Origin of the sequence: Pelagibius sp. (genome assembly GCF_028281305.1) — a bacterium.
In the GTDB taxonomy this organism is placed as follows: domain Bacteria; phylum Pseudomonadota; class Alphaproteobacteria; order Kiloniellales; family Kiloniellaceae; genus Pelagibius.
Genome location: NZ_JANQKD010000085.1, coordinates 1 through 15,746, shown reverse-complemented (window position 1 = coordinate 15,746; position 15,746 = coordinate 1). Strand labels below are relative to the sequence as shown.

The window sequence follows — 15,746 nt, the reverse complement described above, 5'->3', positions numbered from 1 at the left end:
GCCCGGCCCTCCCCCGCAGTCGGGAGGAGGGCCGGCGGCAAAGACTACATGGAAATTCGCAGGTTGGAGACCTGGCGCGCGATGTCCTGAAAGGCCTGCCGCAGCTGGGTGCCGCTTTCCGGCAGGTAGACATGGTCGGCGTCGGTGGCGCAGTTGTTCACGAAGGTCGTGGCCGCGGGCAGAGTGGCAAGCTCCAGGCCGACGGTATAGACCTTCACGCCCTCGGCCTTCATGGCGGTGCAGAGCGCCTGCGCCTGATCGAAGGCGCTGCCGTTGGTGCCGGCCTGATTGATCTTGTGTTCATCATCACCACTGCCACTGGTCGAATTGTTGGCGACCACGCCGGAATGATAGATGGTGTTGAAGTCGCCGTCGGTCATGATAACCACGACCTTCAGCACCTCCTGGCCCAGGTGAATCGCACCATAGTTCGCCGGCTGGCCCTCGCCGGAGAAGAGATAGGCGAAATTGGGCGAGATCATGTACCAGCCCCAGGCCGTCCCGATCTGGCCGGCGGTGGAACCGCCGGTGGTCAGCCCGTTGATGGCGCTGTTCAGCGCCGTCTTGTTGCTCGTCAGCGGCATGATCGTCGCCGAGGGGCAGGGATTGTAACCGCCGTCCGGCCGATGATAATGCGTTCCCAGCGGTGCCAGGCTCGGCGCGGCATCGGTGGAAAGATGCGTGCCCGAACGCTCGGTTGCGCAGGTGGTGGCTGCAAAGGTGGTGGAGCCGCCGCTCTGCCGCGTGAATGTGAAGTCTTCGCAGTTCGGCGTAGCAGGGTAGGTGCAGCCGCCGGAGGTGATGGCGCCGCGGACCTGCGTGGCATAGCTGCCGACGTTGACGGAGTTGGAATAGGGAACCAAAGCCACCTTCGAGTAGAAGGGGTCCTGCAGATCCTGGACAACGATGTCGACCAGTTCGATCGCCGCCGCCTTGAGAGAGGTCATGCGGCTGCCGTTCATCGAACCGGTGACGTCAAGGACCAGCGCCACCTCCACATCGCGCGAGGACAGCGTCGCCTCGGCGCTCGCTGCGACATCGGTGGAGTCCGTGCCGAAGATGTTCATAAAGAAGGTCGGGATGTTGGCTCTTGCCGTGACCGTGACGGTGCGGGCCTGGTCATCCGGAACGATGCTCAGCGGCTCCAGGATAGAGCCCATGTAGCCGGCTTCGAAGTTGGCATCGAAGTAACGCTGGATGTCCGCGTCGCGAGTCGGGCTCGCATAGTTGCGCGCACCGGCCAGCGCTGCGGCATCGACCGCCGACGCCAACTGAGAGCGCACGTTGTAGGCGACCGAGGTATCGATGGCGATACCGACGGTGCCGACCACGGCAAAGGCGCCGAAGGCAAAGAAGATGGCGACGTTGCCGCCGATATCCTCTCTGAACTTCGCGTACTTCCGCCGCAGTTTTTGCAGTCGCGTTATCATTGCGGGGGCCTCCCCGAAACTCTGTAAAATCCGATACTTAGGATAGAGATTTAGGGTCAAGACTTCGTTAAGCGCCGGCGTTTTTCGACCGGAAACGGCAAAGCCCCGCCGGCCCAGAGGCTTGGCGCCCAAACCCGAAGTCCCGTCGCACCGCGGCAGTGAAGACAGGAAAAATCCGCGATGCATTTATGCGAAATCGCAACGGAAAGGAGGGAGCGACCGCAGCACGGTGGGAAGTGTGGAAACGACCGCGGCGGCCTTGGTGAGTCAGCAGCATTGCAGGAACCGGACATTCCGCCATGGCGCGCCTTTCCCCGTCTCCGCGCCCGCTCTATCTTAGGCCCCGTGAGCCAGCCAGCCCTTCTCAGCGACTCGAACCTCTCGGCCCTGCCGCCGCGCTTTGCGGCGTGGTTTCGGGCCCGCGGATGGCAACCTCACCCGCACCAACTGCAGATGCTGCGGGCGGCGGATGCCGGCGAATCGGCGCTGCTGATCGCCCCCACCGGCGGCGGCAAGACGCTGGCGGGCTTTCTGCCCAGCCTGGTCGATCTCGCTGCCCGTCAGGGTGAGAGTCGAACCGAAGGGCTGCACACGCTCTACATCTCGCCCCTGAAGGCGCTCGCGGTGGATATTCACCGCAACCTTACCCAGCCCATCGAGGAGATGGGCTTGGCGATCCCCTGCGAGACCCGCACCGGCGACACGCCGCAGTCCAAGCGCCAAAGGCAGCGCCGCAAGCCCCCGGCCATCCTGATGACGACGCCGGAGTCCCTGGCGCTGCTGCTCAGCTACTACGACGCGCCGGAGGTCTTCGCCGGCCTGAAGTGCGTTATCATCGACGAACTGCATGCCCTGGCCGGAACCAAGCGCGGCGACCTTCTGTCGCTCGGCCTCACCCGCCTGCAGAGCCTGAGCCCGGGCTGCCGGCGCGTCGGCCTCTCCGCCACGGTGCACGACCCGGACTGGCTGGCGGCCTGGATCTCCCCGACCGCCGGGCCGGCGGGCGTGCGCCGCATCATCGGCCGCGACGGCGCCGAGGCCGAGGTCGAGATTCTCACCACCAAAGAGTACCTGCCGTGGTCCGGCCACATGGCGGTGCACGCCATCGCCGAGGTCTACCAGCGGATCCGGACAGCGGAGACCACCCTGGTCTTCGTCAACACCCGCGCCCAGGCGGAGCTGGTGTTCCAGGAACTCTGGCGCCTCAACGACGACGGCCTGGCCATCGCCCTGCATCACGGCAGCCTCGCCGTGGAGCAGCGCCGCAAGGTGGAGGCGGCCATGGCGGCCGGCAAGCTGCGCGCGGTGGTGGCGACCTCCTCCCTCGATCTCGGCATCGACTGGGCCGCCGTCGACCTGGTGGTGCAGGTCGGCGCCCCCAAGGGTTCGGCCCGGCTGCTGCAGCGCATCGGCCGCGCCAACCACCAGCTCGACCAGCCGAGCCGCGCCCTGCTGGTGCCGGCCAACCGCTTCGAGGTGCTGGAGTGCCGCGCCGCCCTGGAAGCGGTGGCCGCGCGCAGTCTGGACGGCGACCCGCCCCGCCCCGGCGGACTTGATGTGCTGTCTCAACACATCCTCGGAACCGCCTGCGCCGGGCCCTTCGCGGCGGACCGGCTCTACCAAGAAATCATCACAGCCTATCCCTATAAGTCCCTGACAAGACAAGACTTCGACAAGGCCCTGGATTTCGTCTCAACAGGCGGCTACGCCCTGAAATCCTATGAACGCTACCGCCGCTTGGGCCTTGATCCGCAAGGCTTTTACCGGGTCGCTCATATCTCGCATGTAAAGCGTTATCGCATGAACGTGGGGACCATCGTCGAGGCGCCGGTCCTCAAGATCCGGATGAGGAACGGCCGCGTTCTGGGCGAGGTGGAAGAGTATTTCGTCAACGGGCTGCTGCCGGGCGACAGCTTTATCTTCGCCGGCCAATTGCTCTGCTTCGAGGGCATGCGCGACAACACGGTGCTGGTCAGCCGCGGCAAGGGCGGCGACCCCAAGGTGCCCGCCTATGCCGGCGGGCGGCTGCCGCTGTCCACCCACCTCGCCGAGCGCGTGCGCGGCATTCTCTCCAACCCCGCCCAGTGGCAGGACCTGCCGCCGGCGGTGGCGGAGTGGCTGCGCATCCAGCGCTGGCGCTCGGTGTTGCCCGACGCCTCCGGCCTGCTGGTCGAGACCTTTCCGCGCGGCGAGAAGGAGTTTCTGGTCGCCTACAGCTTCGAGGGGCGCAACGCGCACCAGACCCTCGGCATGCTGCTGACGCGGCGCATGGAGCGGGCGGGGCTCGCCCCCCTCGGCTTCGTCGCCACCGACTACGTGATCGCGGTCTGGAGCCTGAAGCCGGCCGGCGATCTCGCCGCCCTCTTCGATGAGGACATGCTGGGCGACGACCTGGAGGAGTGGATGGCCGAGTCCTCCATGCTCAGGCGGACCTTCCGCAAGGTGGCGGTGATCGCCGGCCTGATCGAGGCGCGCTCGCCGGGGCAGGAGAAGTCCGGCCGCCAGGTGACTTTCAACGCCGATCTTATCTACGACGTGCTGCGCAAGCACGAGCCGGACCACATCCTGCTGCAGGCCACGCGCGCCGATGCCGCCGGCGGCCTGACGGACATCGGCCGCCTTGCGGAGATGCTGAAGCGCATCCAGGGCCGCATCGAGCACCGCCGGCTGGAGAAGATCTCCCCCCTGGCGGTGCCGGTGCTGCTGGAGATCGGCAAGGAACAGGTCTACGGCAGCGGCCTGGACGAGCTGCTCGACGAGGGCGCCCAGGCGCTGATCGAAGAGGCCACTGCCGGCATGGAGATCGGCCGGGGCCAATCGGAGCTGCCGCTGTGAGCGGCGCGGCGGAGACCCCGGCGCCGCAGCCGGAGCGGCGCAGCGACCGGCTGCTGGTGAACGGGGTGGAGCTGATCGCCGACCATTGCGGCGCCCTGCTCTGGCCGGAACGACGCCTGGCCGTGGTGGCGGACCTGCATTTCGAGAAGGGTTCGGCCTTTGCCGAGCGGGGCCAGTTCCTGCCGCCCTACGACACGGCGGCGACCCTCGACAAGCTGGAGGCGGTGCTGGCCCGCCATGCCGTGGAGCGGCTGGTCTGTCTGGGCGATTCCTTTCACGACCAGGGGGCGGCGGCGCGCCTGCCCGCCCCCATTGTGCGGCGCCTGCGCGATCTGACCGCGCGCCACCACTGGATCTGGATTGCCGGCAACCACGACCCGGCGCCGCCGGAGGATCTGGGCGGATCGGTGGAGACCACCTGGACGGAAGGCGCCCTCACCTTCCGCCATGAGGCCGAGCCGGGGCCCAAAGCGGGCGCAGTCTTTGGTGAGGTCTCGGGCCACTTCCACCCCAAGGCCGCCGTGCGTGTGCGTGGCAAGCGCATCTCCGCGCCCTGCTTCATCACCGACGGCCGGCGCCTCATCCTGCCCGCCTTCGGCGCTTACACGGGCGGCCTCCACGTTCTCGACCCGGCCATCGCCGGACTTCTGGCGCCGCGCTTTCAGGTCATGCTGCTGGGCCGCCGCCAGGTCTTCGCCTTCCCGCACAGCGCCGTGGTCGGATAGCGCAGATCAAACGGAAAGCGGCCGCCCCCGGGGGATGGGGCGGCCGCTCGAACGCTGCCGCCGGGGGGATGGCGGCATGCGGATTGGGGATGGTCCTTTACTGGGGCAGGACCACGGTGTCGATGACGTGGATGACGCCGTTGGAGGTCTCAATGTCCGCCTGGATCACCTGCGCCTCTTCGACCTGGACGCCGCCCTTCATGGCATCGATGGTGAGCTCGCTGCCCTGGACCGTCGTCGCTTCGGTCATCTTTCCGGCGATGTCGCCGGACATCACCTTACCCGGCACGACGTGATAGGTCAGGATCGCGACGAGCTGGTCCTTGTTCTCCGGCTTCAGCAGGTTCTCGACGGTGCCTTCCGGCAGTTTGGCAAAGGCTTCGTCGGTCGGCGCGAAGACCGTGAAGGGGCCGTCGCCCTTCAGCGTCTCGACCAAACCGGCGGCCTGGACCGCGGCCACCAGGGTTTCGAACTGGCCGGCCTCAACGGCGGTGTCGACGATGTCGGCCGCCTTGGCGGCGATGGACGAGAGTGCGAGAGGGGCCGCAACGGCGGCGGCGAAAAGCGTACGTGAAAGGGCCTTCATGAGGTGCCTCCTCCATGAGTTTGGATTTCTTGCTGAGACGAAGGCAGCGACTGTTGCTGTCAGCCAAACCGCTTTCATCGGTTTCGATGCCGTTCGCTTAAGACCCGATTTAGCGCGACGGCCGAAGGCATCAAGTGGCTGATCGGATGAAGAAAATTTAAGATTCGGGCGCTTACGGCCTAAGCCCTTGATCGCGTGCCGGCGCGGCCGCAGCGGCCCCAGAAAGAACACAGCCAAACCAGCATCCAGGCCGGTTGCCATCGTGCTCCGCGCGTCATCGAGTCCTGCTCCGTGCGACTTCGAACTGCGTTGGGGGCCGCCAGTGCTGCAGAAGTAAAGCCGCCCCTACAGCATTGAGCAGCGCTCAGAACAACAACCGCGAGCACAGCAACGGCCGCCCCGAATGATCGGAGCGGCCGCTCGCTGAAACACTGCCGCCGAAGTTAAACGGCGGTGCGCAGTCTGACGTCTTACGTTTGACGTATTACTGCGGCAGCACCACGGTGTCGATGACGTGGATGACGCCGTTGGAAGTTTCGATGTCAGCCTGGACGACCTGGGCGTTGTCGACGGCAACGCCACCATTCAGGGCGTTGATGCTGAGCTTGCTGCCCTGGACCGTACCGGCCTTCATCTGCTTGTTCGCAAGGTCACCGGACATCACCTTGCCCGGCACGACATGGTAGGTGAGAACCGCAATCAGCTGGTCCTTGTTTTCAGGCTTCAGAAGGCTTTCGACCGTGCCGGCCGGCAGCTTGGCGAAGGCTTCGTCGGTCGGCGCGAAGACAGTGAAAGGACCATCGCCCTTCAGCGTCTCGACCAGACCCGCGGCCTGCACTGCAGCGACGAGAGTCTCGAACTGGCCGGCCCCAACAGCCGTGTCGACGATGTCGGCTGCCTTGGCAGCGATGGACGAAAGGGCGAGCGGGGCCGCGACGGCGGCGGCGAAAAGCGCGCGCGAAAGGGTTTTCATGAAGATGCCTCCTCTAAAACAGTGATCTTGCTGAGGCGGCGACAGAGGCTGTTGGCGATAGCCCGACCGTTTCCCCCGGTTCTCTTGTCGCGCGCTTATCTCGGGAGCTAGATCCCGAATCCAGGCCGTCAAGGCGCCAGACCAAAAAAATGTGAATTTTTCCCACGATGACAACCGAACCGCCTGAAATCTGTGTGCAAATGACATCTCGGAGGGCTTGGCTTCCCCAACCCGCGCTATATCTGGTAGGGCAGTTCCTTCCCGATACCGGCATGAAATCCCCAGGCTTGGTACTGTGATGACCGTTTCACCCAGCATCGTCTGGCTGCGCCAGGACCTGCGCCTGGCCGACAACCCGGCTCTGCGGGCCGCCTGCGCGCAAGGCGGCAAGGTGTTGCCTCTGTTCATTCTGGATGACGCCAATGCCGGAGCCTGGAAGCCCGGCGGCGCGGCACGCTGGTGGCTGCATCATTCCCTGGCCGCGCTGGCCCGCGACCTCGAGTCGCGAGGCGCACCTTTGTGTCTGCGCCGCGGCGACGCCGAAGAGATCCTGCCGGCCCTGGCGGCGGAGACCGGCGCGACGGCGGTCTACTGGAACCGCTGTTACGAGCCCTTTGCCATCGCTCGCGACAAGGCGCTGAAAACAAGCCTGCGGGAGAACGGCCTGACGGTCGAAAGTTTCAACGGCAGTCTGCTCTTCGAGCCCTGGGAGATCCGCACCGGCAGCGGCGGCCCCTACAAGGTCTTCACCCCGTTCTGGAAGGCCATGCAGACGGCCCCGGCGCCGCCCGCCCCCGAGGCGGCACCCGAGACCATCGACGGCTTGAAAGGTGTCGAGAGCGAACGGCTGGAAGACTGGGATCTGCTGCCAGGCAAGCCCGATTGGGCGGGCGGTCTGCGCGATCGCTGGACGCCCGGCGAAGCGGGTGCCGCAAGCCGGCTGCGGGCTTTCCTGGACGAGGCGGCCGGGGCATACAGCGCGCGCCGGGACCGACCCGACGAACCGGCGACGTCGCGGCTCTCCCCGCACCTCCACTGGGGCGAGGTCTCCCCAAGACAGGTCTGGCAGGCGGGACAGCAGGCGATCGCCGCCGGCACCGCAAAGGAAGACGGGGTCATGGGCTTTCTGCGTCAACTCGGCTGGCGCGACTTCTCCCATGTCCTGCTGTATCACTGGCCGGACTTCGCCGAGCGCTCCTGGCGGCCCGAATTCGACGGCTACCCCTGGCGCGATGACGATGCCGGTTTCGAAGCCTGGTGCCGTGGCCGCACCGGTTACCCCATCGTCGATGCCGGCATGCGCGAGCTCTGGCACACAGGCTGGATGCACAACCGGGTGCGCATGATCACCGCGTCCTTCCTGGTGAAACACCTGCTGATCCCCTGGCAGCGGGGCGAGGCCTGGTTCTGGGATACGCTGGTCGATGCCGACCTGGCCAACAACGCCGCCGGCTGGCAGTGGGTCGCCGGCTCCGGCGCCGATGCCGCGCCCTACTTCCGCATTTTCAATCCCATCACCCAGGGCGAGAAGTTCGATCCTGAGGGCCGCTATGTCAGACGCTGGGTCCCGGAGATCGCGAAACTGCCGGATGCCTATTTGAACAAACCCTGGGAAGCCCCTGCCCCGGTGCTGGCGGACGCCGGCATCGTTCTTGGCGAGACCTACCCCAAGCCCATCGTCGACCACAAGGCGGCCCGGGCCCGCGCGCTCGGCGGCTATGAAGACATGAAGAAGGCCGCAGGCGCTTAAGGGTCAGGTGCTCGGCGCAGGCCAGGCCCGCCAGAGCTCCTCCTCCTGCCAGCCGAGCGCGTTCAGTTCCTCGGCGCGAAAGCTTCTATCCTGGTTGAGAAAAAACTCGTCGAGCTGCGGTGGCTCGACCCCGGCGGCAGACAACAAGCCGTGCGCCTGGCCGCGATGGTGGATCTGATGCTGGAAGAGATGCAGCAGCACCCGGTCGGCGCGTTCGATCCTGTCGCCGCCCGCGCGGATGAGGCGCACCGGGGCGCCAAGCGCTGTGTCGCCCAGGCCTTCGCAGAACGCGATCAGGCGGTGGTCGACGGCGGCCTGTTCCCGCTGCAGGTCGGCCGGCGTCTTGCAGGGCTCCTCGTCGCGCCAGGCGGCGGGGCCCAGGCTGCCGCCCTCCAGCGCGTCGACGTAGTACCAGTCGACATAAAGGATATGGTTGAGCGTGGCCCTCAGGCTGCCGAAGAACCCGCCAAGCGGTGCGCTGAACTGCTCTTGCGGCACGGCGGCGCAGGCCGCCAGCAGGCGCCGGTTGGCCCAGGCGTTGTTGCGCGCCTGCGCCAGAAGGTGATCCGCAGCGTTGACCGTTGTCGCCTCCGTCACGGTTGCTAGACGTCGCGCAGGGGATCGATCGGCGCCTGTGCCTCGCTCCAGGCCTGAAACCCGCCGACCAGGTTAACAACCCGTTGGAACCCCATCTCCGTCAGGGTCTTTGCGGCCAGGGCCGAGCGTCCGCCCGACGCACAGAACACAACCAGTTGTTTAGCCGGATCAAAGGACGGGTTGTGCATCGGGCTTTCCGGGTCGGCGACGAACTCCAGCAGCCCGCGCGGGACATGGGCCGCGCTCGGAATCGTCCCCTGCACCAACTCCTCGCGCTCGCGCAGGTCGATGAAGGCCACATCCGCATCCTCGAGCATGTCCATGGCTTCGCGCACCGAGACCACGTCGACGACCGCGTTGGCTTCTGCCAGCAGATCTTTAAATCCCTTGGTGATGACCATGGCTGTCTCCTTGCTTTGATGCACCTGCACCATAAGACATCAGCCGACCCGCTTCATTACGATTCGGCCAATGCCTTCAGGATCGGCAGGCCAGCACCGCTAAAGCCGGGGCCCGGGAATATCGAGGGCGTAGGACTGCAGCTGTTCGGTGATGAAGTCGAAGGCTTCGTCCACCGAGTCCGTGCGAAAGAACAGTTCGAGGTCCTCCGCGCTGATGGTGCCGTAGCGCTCCAGCGCTTCGAGATTGATCACCTCGGCCCAGTACTGGCTGCCGAATAGGACCACAGGCATCTGCTTGCGGATCTTCCCGGTCTGCACAAGCGTTAGCAGTTCGAAGAGCTCATCGAGCGTACCGAAGCCGCCCGGCATGACCACGACGGCCTTTGCCAGATAGGCGAACCAGAACTTGCGCATGAAGAAGTAGTGGAACTCGAAGTTCAGTTCGCGGCTGATGTAGGGGTTGTCGAGCTGCTCCATAGGCAGGGAGATGTTGAGGCCGACGTTCAGCCCCTTGGCCTCGGAGGCGCCGCGGTTGGCTGCCTCCATGATTCCCGGTCCGCCGCCGCTGCAGACCACGAAGCGGCGGTCATCCGCCTGCAGCCCCTTCGACCACTCGGTCAGGCGCCGGGCCAGTTCCCGGGTTTCCTCGTAGTAGCGGGACATCTCGAGGTCGCGCTCCGCACGCTTCAGGTCGCCGCCCTCCGCTTTGGCGGCATCAAGGCGCTTCTCCGCCTCGTCCCGCGGCAGGATGCGCGCCGAACCGAAGAAGATGATGGTGTCGTCGATCTTGTAGTGGTTGAAGCGGCTATTGGGCTCGATGTACTCGGAAAGAATGCGCAGAGCCCTCGCCGAAGCCGATTCCAGAAAGTCGAGATTGCGGTAGGCCTTCTTCGGAAGGCCGTCTGTCGAGTCGCTCATAGGTGCCCAGTTCTCTCCCCAAAATCGCTGGCGTTGCTTTGGTCCCACGGAGACCATCCACCGAAGGTGACGGACGACTCCCCCTACGCCAAGCGTCCTTCAAGCTATCGCAGTCGCCGGGCCCTGCAAAGGAAACGCCCCCACCGGGGAGGTCGGCGGGGGCAAGAGAAGGGAAGCTTTCTTGGGGAAGAGAGCACTGAAATGCAGGCTCTACTGCCGCTTCTTCTTAAAGTTTAGCGCATCGGAATCGAGATCACAACCTTAAGGTTGCATCTTCTTCCTCATTTCTGCGTTTTGGTGTTGCGCCTTACTGATCGAGCTGCCACTTGCGCACGAAAGAGCGGGCCAGATCGCGAAACCCGATGTTGGTCAGAACCACATGATCGCGCTCGCCCGTGACGAAAAGGCCGGAATCACTCCACATCAGCACCTGACCGGCCCGCTCCACCTGGGTCTGGCGGTCAAAGTAGCGGGTGTTCTGGGTGGCCATGGCCCCGATGGTCGAGATGCAGGTGCCCCCTTCGTAGACCACCGTCGTCGCCGTCACCACGATGCGCACGTGGGCGGACCTCTGAACAGAAAGGCCCTCGGCAATCAGCGGCTGCTGGAACGACTCCAGAACCAGGTCCTGCTGCAGGCCGCAGCGCTGCGAATCCGCACTGAGCGGCGCGACGCTGATCTGCAGGACGTTGACGCCCGCAAGCGGGCCGCCGGCAGGCGGCGGCGCGGCCGGTTGTGTCTGATCCTGGGCCTGATCTTGGGCCTGGACCCCGGCAGCGGAAAACAGCAGCAGGACAACGGCCGCCAAAAGACGGCTTGGCCGTAAGGTCATGAACTCCTCCGAAACGATCGCATCTGCAACGACGGCCGGGAGTATGCCACGCAGCCGGGCGAGCGGCCACCGCCGAGGTCCCGGCCGCCAGGTCCATGCGGATTATGGTCAGGCGCCCGACGCCAAAGCGGGCTATAAGGGGGATGGGACAGGCAGGGATGAGCGGCCGACCGGGAACCGGCCGTGCCGACCGCAAGAAGGCCAGCCGCAAGAGGAAACGGGTCATGCTCAGAGATCGTCCGGATGGCCGCCGCCCGGCGCCAGCAACACCACATCGCGCACTCGCTCTGGGCGGCCTGGCCTTGCTGCTCCTCCTCCAAGCCTGCGCGCCGAGACAGGAGGCCCCGCCGACCCCCTCGCCCACCCGCGACGGGACGCCCCCCGCAGCAACGCGCAGCGACCCGACCCCGCTGGACGGTCGTGCAATCGCCGATGCCCATGAGTACCCCTGGAGCGCGCTGGGGCGTGTCAATCTGGCCGGTCAGGGTTTCTGCAACGGTATCCTGATCGCACCGCAACTCGTCCTGACCCAGGCGCAATGCCTCTATTCCAAGCGCGAAGGCCGCTGGTGGCAGCCGCAGGAACTGCACTTTATTGCGGCCTATCAGCGCGACCGCTTCCTGGCCGACTCCAAGATCGCCGGCTTCACCCCGGCGCCCGGGTACACGCCCGCCGCCGGTGCCAACCTGGCCAATCTGACCAACAACTGGGCGGTTCTGAAGCTGGCGGAGCCGATCGGTCTCAAGACAGGCTGGCTCGGCTTGCAATGGCGCGATGCCGGCCTGGAAGCACGCGAAGCCCGCGGCGAGGCCGTCACACTGCGGGCAGGCTACCGCGTCGACTGGCCCCACGCGATCTCTCTCTACTTCGGCTGCAAAGGCCGGGGGGCAGGGGCCACCGATCTCTGTCAGGCCACACCCTCTGAGCGCGGACTGCCGCCTTTCGTCCTCGCCGACGGGGAGATGCGCGTCCTGGCCGACTTCTTCGTGCGCGGGGCGGCGCAGGGATCGGCGCTGGCCCGTCAGGCGGCGATGACCCGCCGGGGCAATCTGCTGGGCGACCCTGGCCAGCCTCCGGACAGAGGTTCGGTGCGGGCAGCGCCGACGGCCTCAGCCACCACGCTGCTGCTGGCGCTCGGTTACGCCAACGCGTCCCGCGACGTTGAGGCTGCGGCGGCCGACTATGCGGCGGATCTGGGACTGCCGCCCCGCAGCCCCCTCGACCTCTCCCTGCTTGCCGCCATGATCCGCTCCGCCCAGCGCATCGAGTAGCAGCCAGGAACGAAGTCGCTTCCGGCAGTTCTCCGCCCTTTCCGGCGGCTGGGCGGCGGACGAAAAGGGGGCGGACGAAAAAAGGGGCGGCCGAAGCCGCCCCAGCAGTGGAACCCTCTGCCTTGCGCGACGGAAACCGAAAAGCTCCCGGCGCGCGGCGTTCGGCCCAGGCTTATTGCCAGCGCTTGATGATTTCCTCATAGGCGATGGTCTCACCCTGAGGCTTCTCGTTCGCGAGCTTGGCCTTGGGGCCGTCCGGCTTGCCGAGCCAGGCCGACGCGTCCTGCTCGTCGTTCAGGCGCGGGCCGCAGCCGCCGTAGACATTGGCCTGTTCGTCGGCCGCCTGCATGCGGGCCATCACCTGGTCCATCTCGCCGGCAAGGCGGTCCATGGCCTCCTGCGGCGAGAAGGCGCCGGAGTTCACGTCACCGATCTGCTGCCACCAGAGCTGGGCCAGCTTGGGATAGTCAGGAACGTTGATGCCGGTCGGCGACCACAGGACGCGGTCGGGCGAGCGGTAGAACTCGACCAGGCCACCCAGCTTGGGCGCCCGCTCCGAGAAGCTCTCGTGCCGCACGGTTGAGTCGCGAATGAAGGTCAGACCGACATGGCTCTTCTTGACGTCGACGGTTTTGGACACGACGAACTGGGCGTAGAGCCAGGCCGCCTTGGCGCGGTCGATCGGCGTCGACTGCAGGATGGTCCAGGACCCGGCATCCTGATAGCCGAGCTTCTGGCCGTCCTGCCAATAGGGGCCGTGCGGGCTCGGCGCCATCCGCCAGAGCGGGTTGCCCTCGTCGTCGACGGTGTTGTTGCCCTCCGCCTTCGGCTTGACCATGGAGGCGGTGAAGGCCGTGTACCAGAAGATCTGCTGGGCCACGTTGCCCTGGCTCAGCGCCGGCAGCGACTGGTAGAAGTCGTAGCTGGCCGCCCCCGGAGGCGCGTACTGGCGCAGCCATTCGTCCCATTTGCGGATGGCATAGACGGCCGCAGGACCGTTGGTACCGCCACCGCGCGACACCGAGGCGCCCTGCGGGTTGCAGGAACCCGCTTCCATCCGGATGCCCCATTCGTCGATCGGCACGCCGTTGGGCAGGCCCGTCGAGCCGGCACCGGCCATCGACAGCCAGGCGTCGGTCATGCGCCAGCCGAGATCCGGCGCACGCTTGCCGTAATCCATGTGGCCGTAAACGCGCACACCGTCGATCTCTTTCACGTGGACGCTGAAGAACTCGGCGATGTCCTCGTAGGCCGACCAGTTCACCGGCACGCCCAGGTCGTAACCGTAAATCTCCTTGAACTGAGCCTGCAGCTCCGGTTTGTCGAACCAGTCCTTGCGGAACCAGTAGAGGTTCGCGAACTGCTGATCGGGCAGCTGGTAGAGCTTGCCGTCCGGCCCGGTGGTGAAGGACTTGCCCATGAAATCATCGATGTCGAGCATCGGGTTGGTCACGTCCTTGCCCTCACCTTCCATAAAGTCGGTGAGGTTGTAGGCAAGCTGGAGACGCGAGTGCGTGCCGATGAGATCGGAGTCGTTGATGTAGGCGTCGTAGAGATTGCGGCGCGTCTGCATCTGCGTCTGCACCGCCTGGACCACCTCGCCCTCGCCGAGAAGCTGGTGATTCACCTTGATACCGGTGATCTCTTCGAAGGCCTTGGTCAGGACCTCGGACTCATAGCTGTGGGTCGGAATCGTCTCCGACAGCACATTGATTTCCATGCCCTGGAAGGGCTCGGCGGCTTTGATGAACCAGTCCATCTCCGCGAGCTGCTCGTCGCGAGTCAGCGTCGAAGGCTGGAACTCCTCATCAACCCACCTCTCCGCCGCCGCCATGTCCGCGAAGGCAGGACCCGCCCCGCAAAGCATGGCCAGCGCGGTGGCTGATGCCAGTAGCTTCTTCATATTCCCTCCTCCCTTGAGGTTCTCATGCGCCCGAAAACGGGCCCAAAAACCGGCTGAGGGGAGCTTGGAGCCCCCGCCCGGCCGCCTTCGCCAGCGCCCTTCTGCAAATCCGGCACGGCTGTGCCCGGAGCGAAAGCGAATTCCATGTCAGCAGCCCCCTCAAACCCAGCGGAAGACCGCGAGCGCGTAGATCACCGCAATGATGGTGGCGATCCACAGCGGCCCGGTGGCGAGGGCCAGCCAGGCGAGATGAATGTAGGCACTGCCCAAAAGCGAAATAAACAGACGGTCGCCGCGGGTCGTATCGAGACCCAGGATGCCGCGGCGCGGGTTGCCGCCCGGCCGCCGCCATTCCCAGACCGTCATGCCGACCAGGAACAGGGCGATGACACTGAAAAAGGTCGCCGTCTGCCAGGTCCAGGCCATCCACGAGAGGCCCATGATCAAACCCTCCCCATCGCAAAGCCTTTGGCGATGTAATTGCGCACGAAATAGATGACGATCGCGCCCGGAATGATGGTCAGCACGCCGGCCGCCGCCAGCAGGCCGAGTTCATAGCCTGACGTACTGGCCGTTCGGGTCATCACGGCGGCAATCGGTTTGGCCTCCACCGAGGTCAGCGACTTGGCCAGCAGCATCTCCACCCAGGAGAACATGAAGCAGAAAAAGGCGGTCACGCCGATGCCGCTGCCGATCAGCGGCATGAAGATCTTGGTGAAGAAGCGCGGGAAGGAGTAGCCGTCGAGATAGGCGGTCTCGTCGATCTCCTTCGGAACGCCGGACATGAAACCCTCGAGAATCCACACGGCCAGCGGAATGTTGAACAGGCAGTGGGCCAGCGCCACGGCGATGTGGGTGTCGAACAGCCCGATCGAGGAATAGAGCTGCAGGAACGGCAGGGCAAAGACCGCCGGCGGCGCCATGCGGTTGGTCAGCAGCCAGAAGAAGAGGTGCTTGTCACCCAGGAAGCGGTAGCGCGAGAAAGCGTAGGCCGCCGGCAGTGCGAAAGAAACCGAGATCACGGTGTTGAGTGCGACATAGATGATCGAGTTGATGTAGCCGCTGTACCAGGTCGGGTCGGTGAAAATCTCGATGTAGCTGTCGACGGTGAACTCGGCCGGGAACCAGGAGAAGCCGCCGAGAATCTCGTTCGTGGTCTTGAACGACATGTTCAGCAGCCAGTAGATCGGCAGCATCAGGAAGACGATGTAGAGCGTCGGGATCAGCCAGCGCAGACGCCTCATTTCTTCTCTCCCTGCATGGTGATCGTATAGAACAGCCAGCACACGAGCAGCGTCATCAGGAAGTAGATGATGCTCATGGCCGAGGCGACGCCCAGATTGAATTCGCCGAGCGCTGCCTTCACCAGGTCGATGGAGAGCACCGTGGTGGTGTTGCCGGGCCCTCCGCCGGTAAGCACGAAGGGCTCGGTATAGATCATGAAGCTGTCCATGAAGCGCAGCAGGATGGCGATGGTCAGCACGTGCTTCATCTTCGGAAGCTGAATGTAGCGGAACACCGCCCA

At 65.4% G+C, this 15,746-nt stretch carries 14 protein-coding genes and 1 pseudogene; 4 read left to right on the top strand and 11 right to left on the bottom strand.

Annotated elements, in window-relative coordinates; translation table 11 throughout:
- Positions 1 to 44: 44 nt before the first annotated feature.
- Entirely contained in the window at positions 45 to 1,430 is a 1,386-nt protein-coding gene (locus tag Q0982_RS16470; protein WP_299397322.1) for a pilus assembly protein TadG-related protein, read from the bottom strand.
- Between the two features lie 345 nt (positions 1,431 to 1,775).
- On the opposite strand from Q0982_RS16470, the gene Q0982_RS16465 reads away from it, so the two are divergent.
- Together Q0982_RS16465 and pdeM are read left to right on the top strand one after the other, a co-directional pair.
- Positions 1,776 to 4,265 (top strand): ligase-associated DNA damage response DEXH box helicase, encoded by a 2,490-nt coding sequence (locus Q0982_RS16465; protein ID WP_299397320.1) that lies wholly within the window; start codon positions 1,776 to 1,778, stop codon positions 4,263 to 4,265.
- Complete coding sequence (gene pdeM, locus Q0982_RS16460) at positions 4,262 to 4,990, top strand: ligase-associated DNA damage response endonuclease PdeM (RefSeq protein ID WP_299397318.1); 729 nt, start codon at positions 4,262 to 4,264, stop codon at positions 4,988 to 4,990. The genes Q0982_RS16465 and pdeM overlap by 4 nt, the downstream gene beginning before the upstream one ends.
- Before the next feature lie 97 nt (positions 4,991 to 5,087).
- On the opposite strand, the gene Q0982_RS16455 is transcribed toward pdeM, so the two are convergent.
- Together Q0982_RS16455 and Q0982_RS16450 are read right to left on the bottom strand one after the other, a co-directional pair.
- Positions 5,088 to 5,576, bottom strand: coding sequence for a fasciclin domain-containing protein (locus Q0982_RS16455; RefSeq protein ID WP_299397317.1), 489 nt, complete (start codon positions 5,574 to 5,576; stop codon positions 5,088 to 5,090).
- A gap of 484 nt (positions 5,577 to 6,060) precedes the next feature.
- Entirely contained in the window at positions 6,061 to 6,549 is a 489-nt protein-coding gene (locus Q0982_RS16450) for a fasciclin domain-containing protein (protein ID WP_299397315.1), read from the bottom strand.
- Between the two features lie 298 nt (positions 6,550 to 6,847).
- On the opposite strand from Q0982_RS16450, the gene Q0982_RS16445 reads away from it, so the two are divergent.
- Positions 6,848 to 8,299, top strand: coding sequence for a deoxyribodipyrimidine photo-lyase (locus Q0982_RS16445; RefSeq protein ID WP_299397314.1), 1,452 nt, complete (start codon positions 6,848 to 6,850; stop codon positions 8,297 to 8,299).
- A 3-nt stretch (positions 8,300 to 8,302) separates the two neighbouring features.
- On the opposite strand, the gene Q0982_RS16440 is transcribed toward Q0982_RS16445, so the two are convergent.
- The 4 genes from Q0982_RS16440 to Q0982_RS16425 form a co-directional block, all read right to left on the bottom strand.
- Positions 8,303 to 8,896: a DinB family protein gene (locus tag Q0982_RS16440; protein ID WP_299397312.1), complete on the bottom strand. Its 594-nt coding sequence runs from the start codon at positions 8,894 to 8,896 to the stop codon at positions 8,303 to 8,305.
- 5 nt (positions 8,897 to 8,901) lie between these two features.
- Positions 8,902 to 9,297 carry a rhodanese-like domain-containing protein gene (locus Q0982_RS16435; RefSeq protein WP_322097048.1) on the bottom strand — a complete coding sequence of 132 codons (396 nt, stop codon included), beginning with the start codon at positions 9,295 to 9,297 and terminating at the stop codon, positions 8,902 to 8,904.
- Positions 9,298 to 9,396: 99 nt separating this feature from the next.
- The gene (locus Q0982_RS16430; RefSeq protein WP_299397310.1) at positions 9,397 to 10,215 is read right to left on the bottom strand and encodes an LOG family protein; all 819 of its coding nucleotides are present in this window, start codon (positions 10,213 to 10,215) and stop codon (positions 9,397 to 9,399) included.
- Between the two features lie 307 nt (positions 10,216 to 10,522).
- Entirely contained in the window at positions 10,523 to 11,047 is a 525-nt protein-coding gene (locus Q0982_RS16425; protein WP_299397309.1) for a hypothetical protein, read from the bottom strand.
- A 224-nt stretch (positions 11,048 to 11,271) separates the two neighbouring features.
- Between Q0982_RS16425 and Q0982_RS16420 the strand changes: the two genes are divergently transcribed.
- Positions 11,272 to 12,318, top strand: coding sequence for a serine protease (locus Q0982_RS16420; protein WP_299397307.1), 1,047 nt, complete (start codon positions 11,272 to 11,274; stop codon positions 12,316 to 12,318).
- 172 nt (positions 12,319 to 12,490) lie between these two features.
- On the opposite strand, the gene Q0982_RS16415 is transcribed toward Q0982_RS16420, so the two are convergent.
- The 4 genes and pseudogenes from Q0982_RS16415 to Q0982_RS16400 form a co-directional block, all read right to left on the bottom strand.
- The gene (locus tag Q0982_RS16415) at positions 12,491 to 14,221 is read right to left on the bottom strand and encodes an ABC transporter substrate-binding protein (protein ID WP_299397305.1); all 1,731 of its coding nucleotides are present in this window, start codon (positions 14,219 to 14,221) and stop codon (positions 12,491 to 12,493) included.
- Between the two features lie 159 nt (positions 14,222 to 14,380).
- A complete protein-coding gene (locus Q0982_RS16410; RefSeq protein WP_299397304.1) occupies positions 14,381 to 14,662 on the bottom strand; it encodes a DUF2160 domain-containing protein in 282 nt (93 codons plus the stop codon).
- A 2-nt stretch (positions 14,663 to 14,664) separates the two neighbouring features.
- On the bottom strand, positions 14,665 to 15,465 hold the full coding sequence (locus tag Q0982_RS16405; protein WP_299397302.1) for a carbohydrate ABC transporter permease: 801 nt from the start codon (positions 15,463 to 15,465) through the stop codon (positions 14,665 to 14,667).
- Positions 15,462 to 15,746: pseudogene (locus Q0982_RS16400) on the bottom strand (sugar ABC transporter permease); the annotation flags it as partial. The gene Q0982_RS16405 and the pseudogene Q0982_RS16400, both read right to left, overlap by 4 nt.

What these genes read in the sequence shown, in the direction of transcription:
- Q0982_RS16470 (WP_299397322.1), bottom strand. Translation starts at nt 1,430, where the DNA reads ATGATAACGCGACTGCAAAAACTGCGGCGGAAGTACGCGAAGTTCAGA.
- Q0982_RS16455 (WP_299397317.1), bottom strand. Translation starts at nt 5,576, where the DNA reads ATGAAGGCCCTTTCACGTACGCTTTTCGCCGCCGCCGTTGCGGCCCCT.
- Q0982_RS16450 (WP_299397315.1), bottom strand. Translation starts at nt 6,549, where the DNA reads ATGAAAACCCTTTCGCGCGCGCTTTTCGCCGCCGCCGTCGCGGCCCCG.
- Q0982_RS16445 (WP_299397314.1), top strand. Translation starts at nt 6,848, where the DNA reads ATGACCGTTTCACCCAGCATCGTCTGGCTGCGCCAGGACCTGCGCCTG.
- Q0982_RS16435 (WP_322097048.1), bottom strand. Translation starts at nt 9,297, where the DNA reads ATGGTCATCACCAAGGGATTTAAAGATCTGCTGGCAGAAGCCAACGCG.
- Q0982_RS16430 (WP_299397310.1), bottom strand. Translation starts at nt 10,215, where the DNA reads ATGAGCGACTCGACAGACGGCCTTCCGAAGAAGGCCTACCGCAATCTC.
- Q0982_RS16425 (WP_299397309.1), bottom strand. Translation starts at nt 11,047, where the DNA reads ATGACCTTACGGCCAAGCCGTCTTTTGGCGGCCGTTGTCCTGCTGCTG.
- Q0982_RS16420 (WP_299397307.1), top strand. Translation starts at nt 11,272, where the DNA reads ATGCTCAGAGATCGTCCGGATGGCCGCCGCCCGGCGCCAGCAACACCA.
- Q0982_RS16415 (WP_299397305.1), bottom strand. Translation starts at nt 14,221, where the DNA reads ATGAAGAAGCTACTGGCATCAGCCACCGCGCTGGCCATGCTTTGCGGG.
- Q0982_RS16410 (WP_299397304.1), bottom strand. Translation starts at nt 14,662, where the DNA reads ATGGGCCTCTCGTGGATGGCCTGGACCTGGCAGACGGCGACCTTTTTC.
- Q0982_RS16405 (WP_299397302.1), bottom strand. Translation starts at nt 15,465, where the DNA reads ATGAGGCGTCTGCGCTGGCTGATCCCGACGCTCTACATCGTCTTCCTG.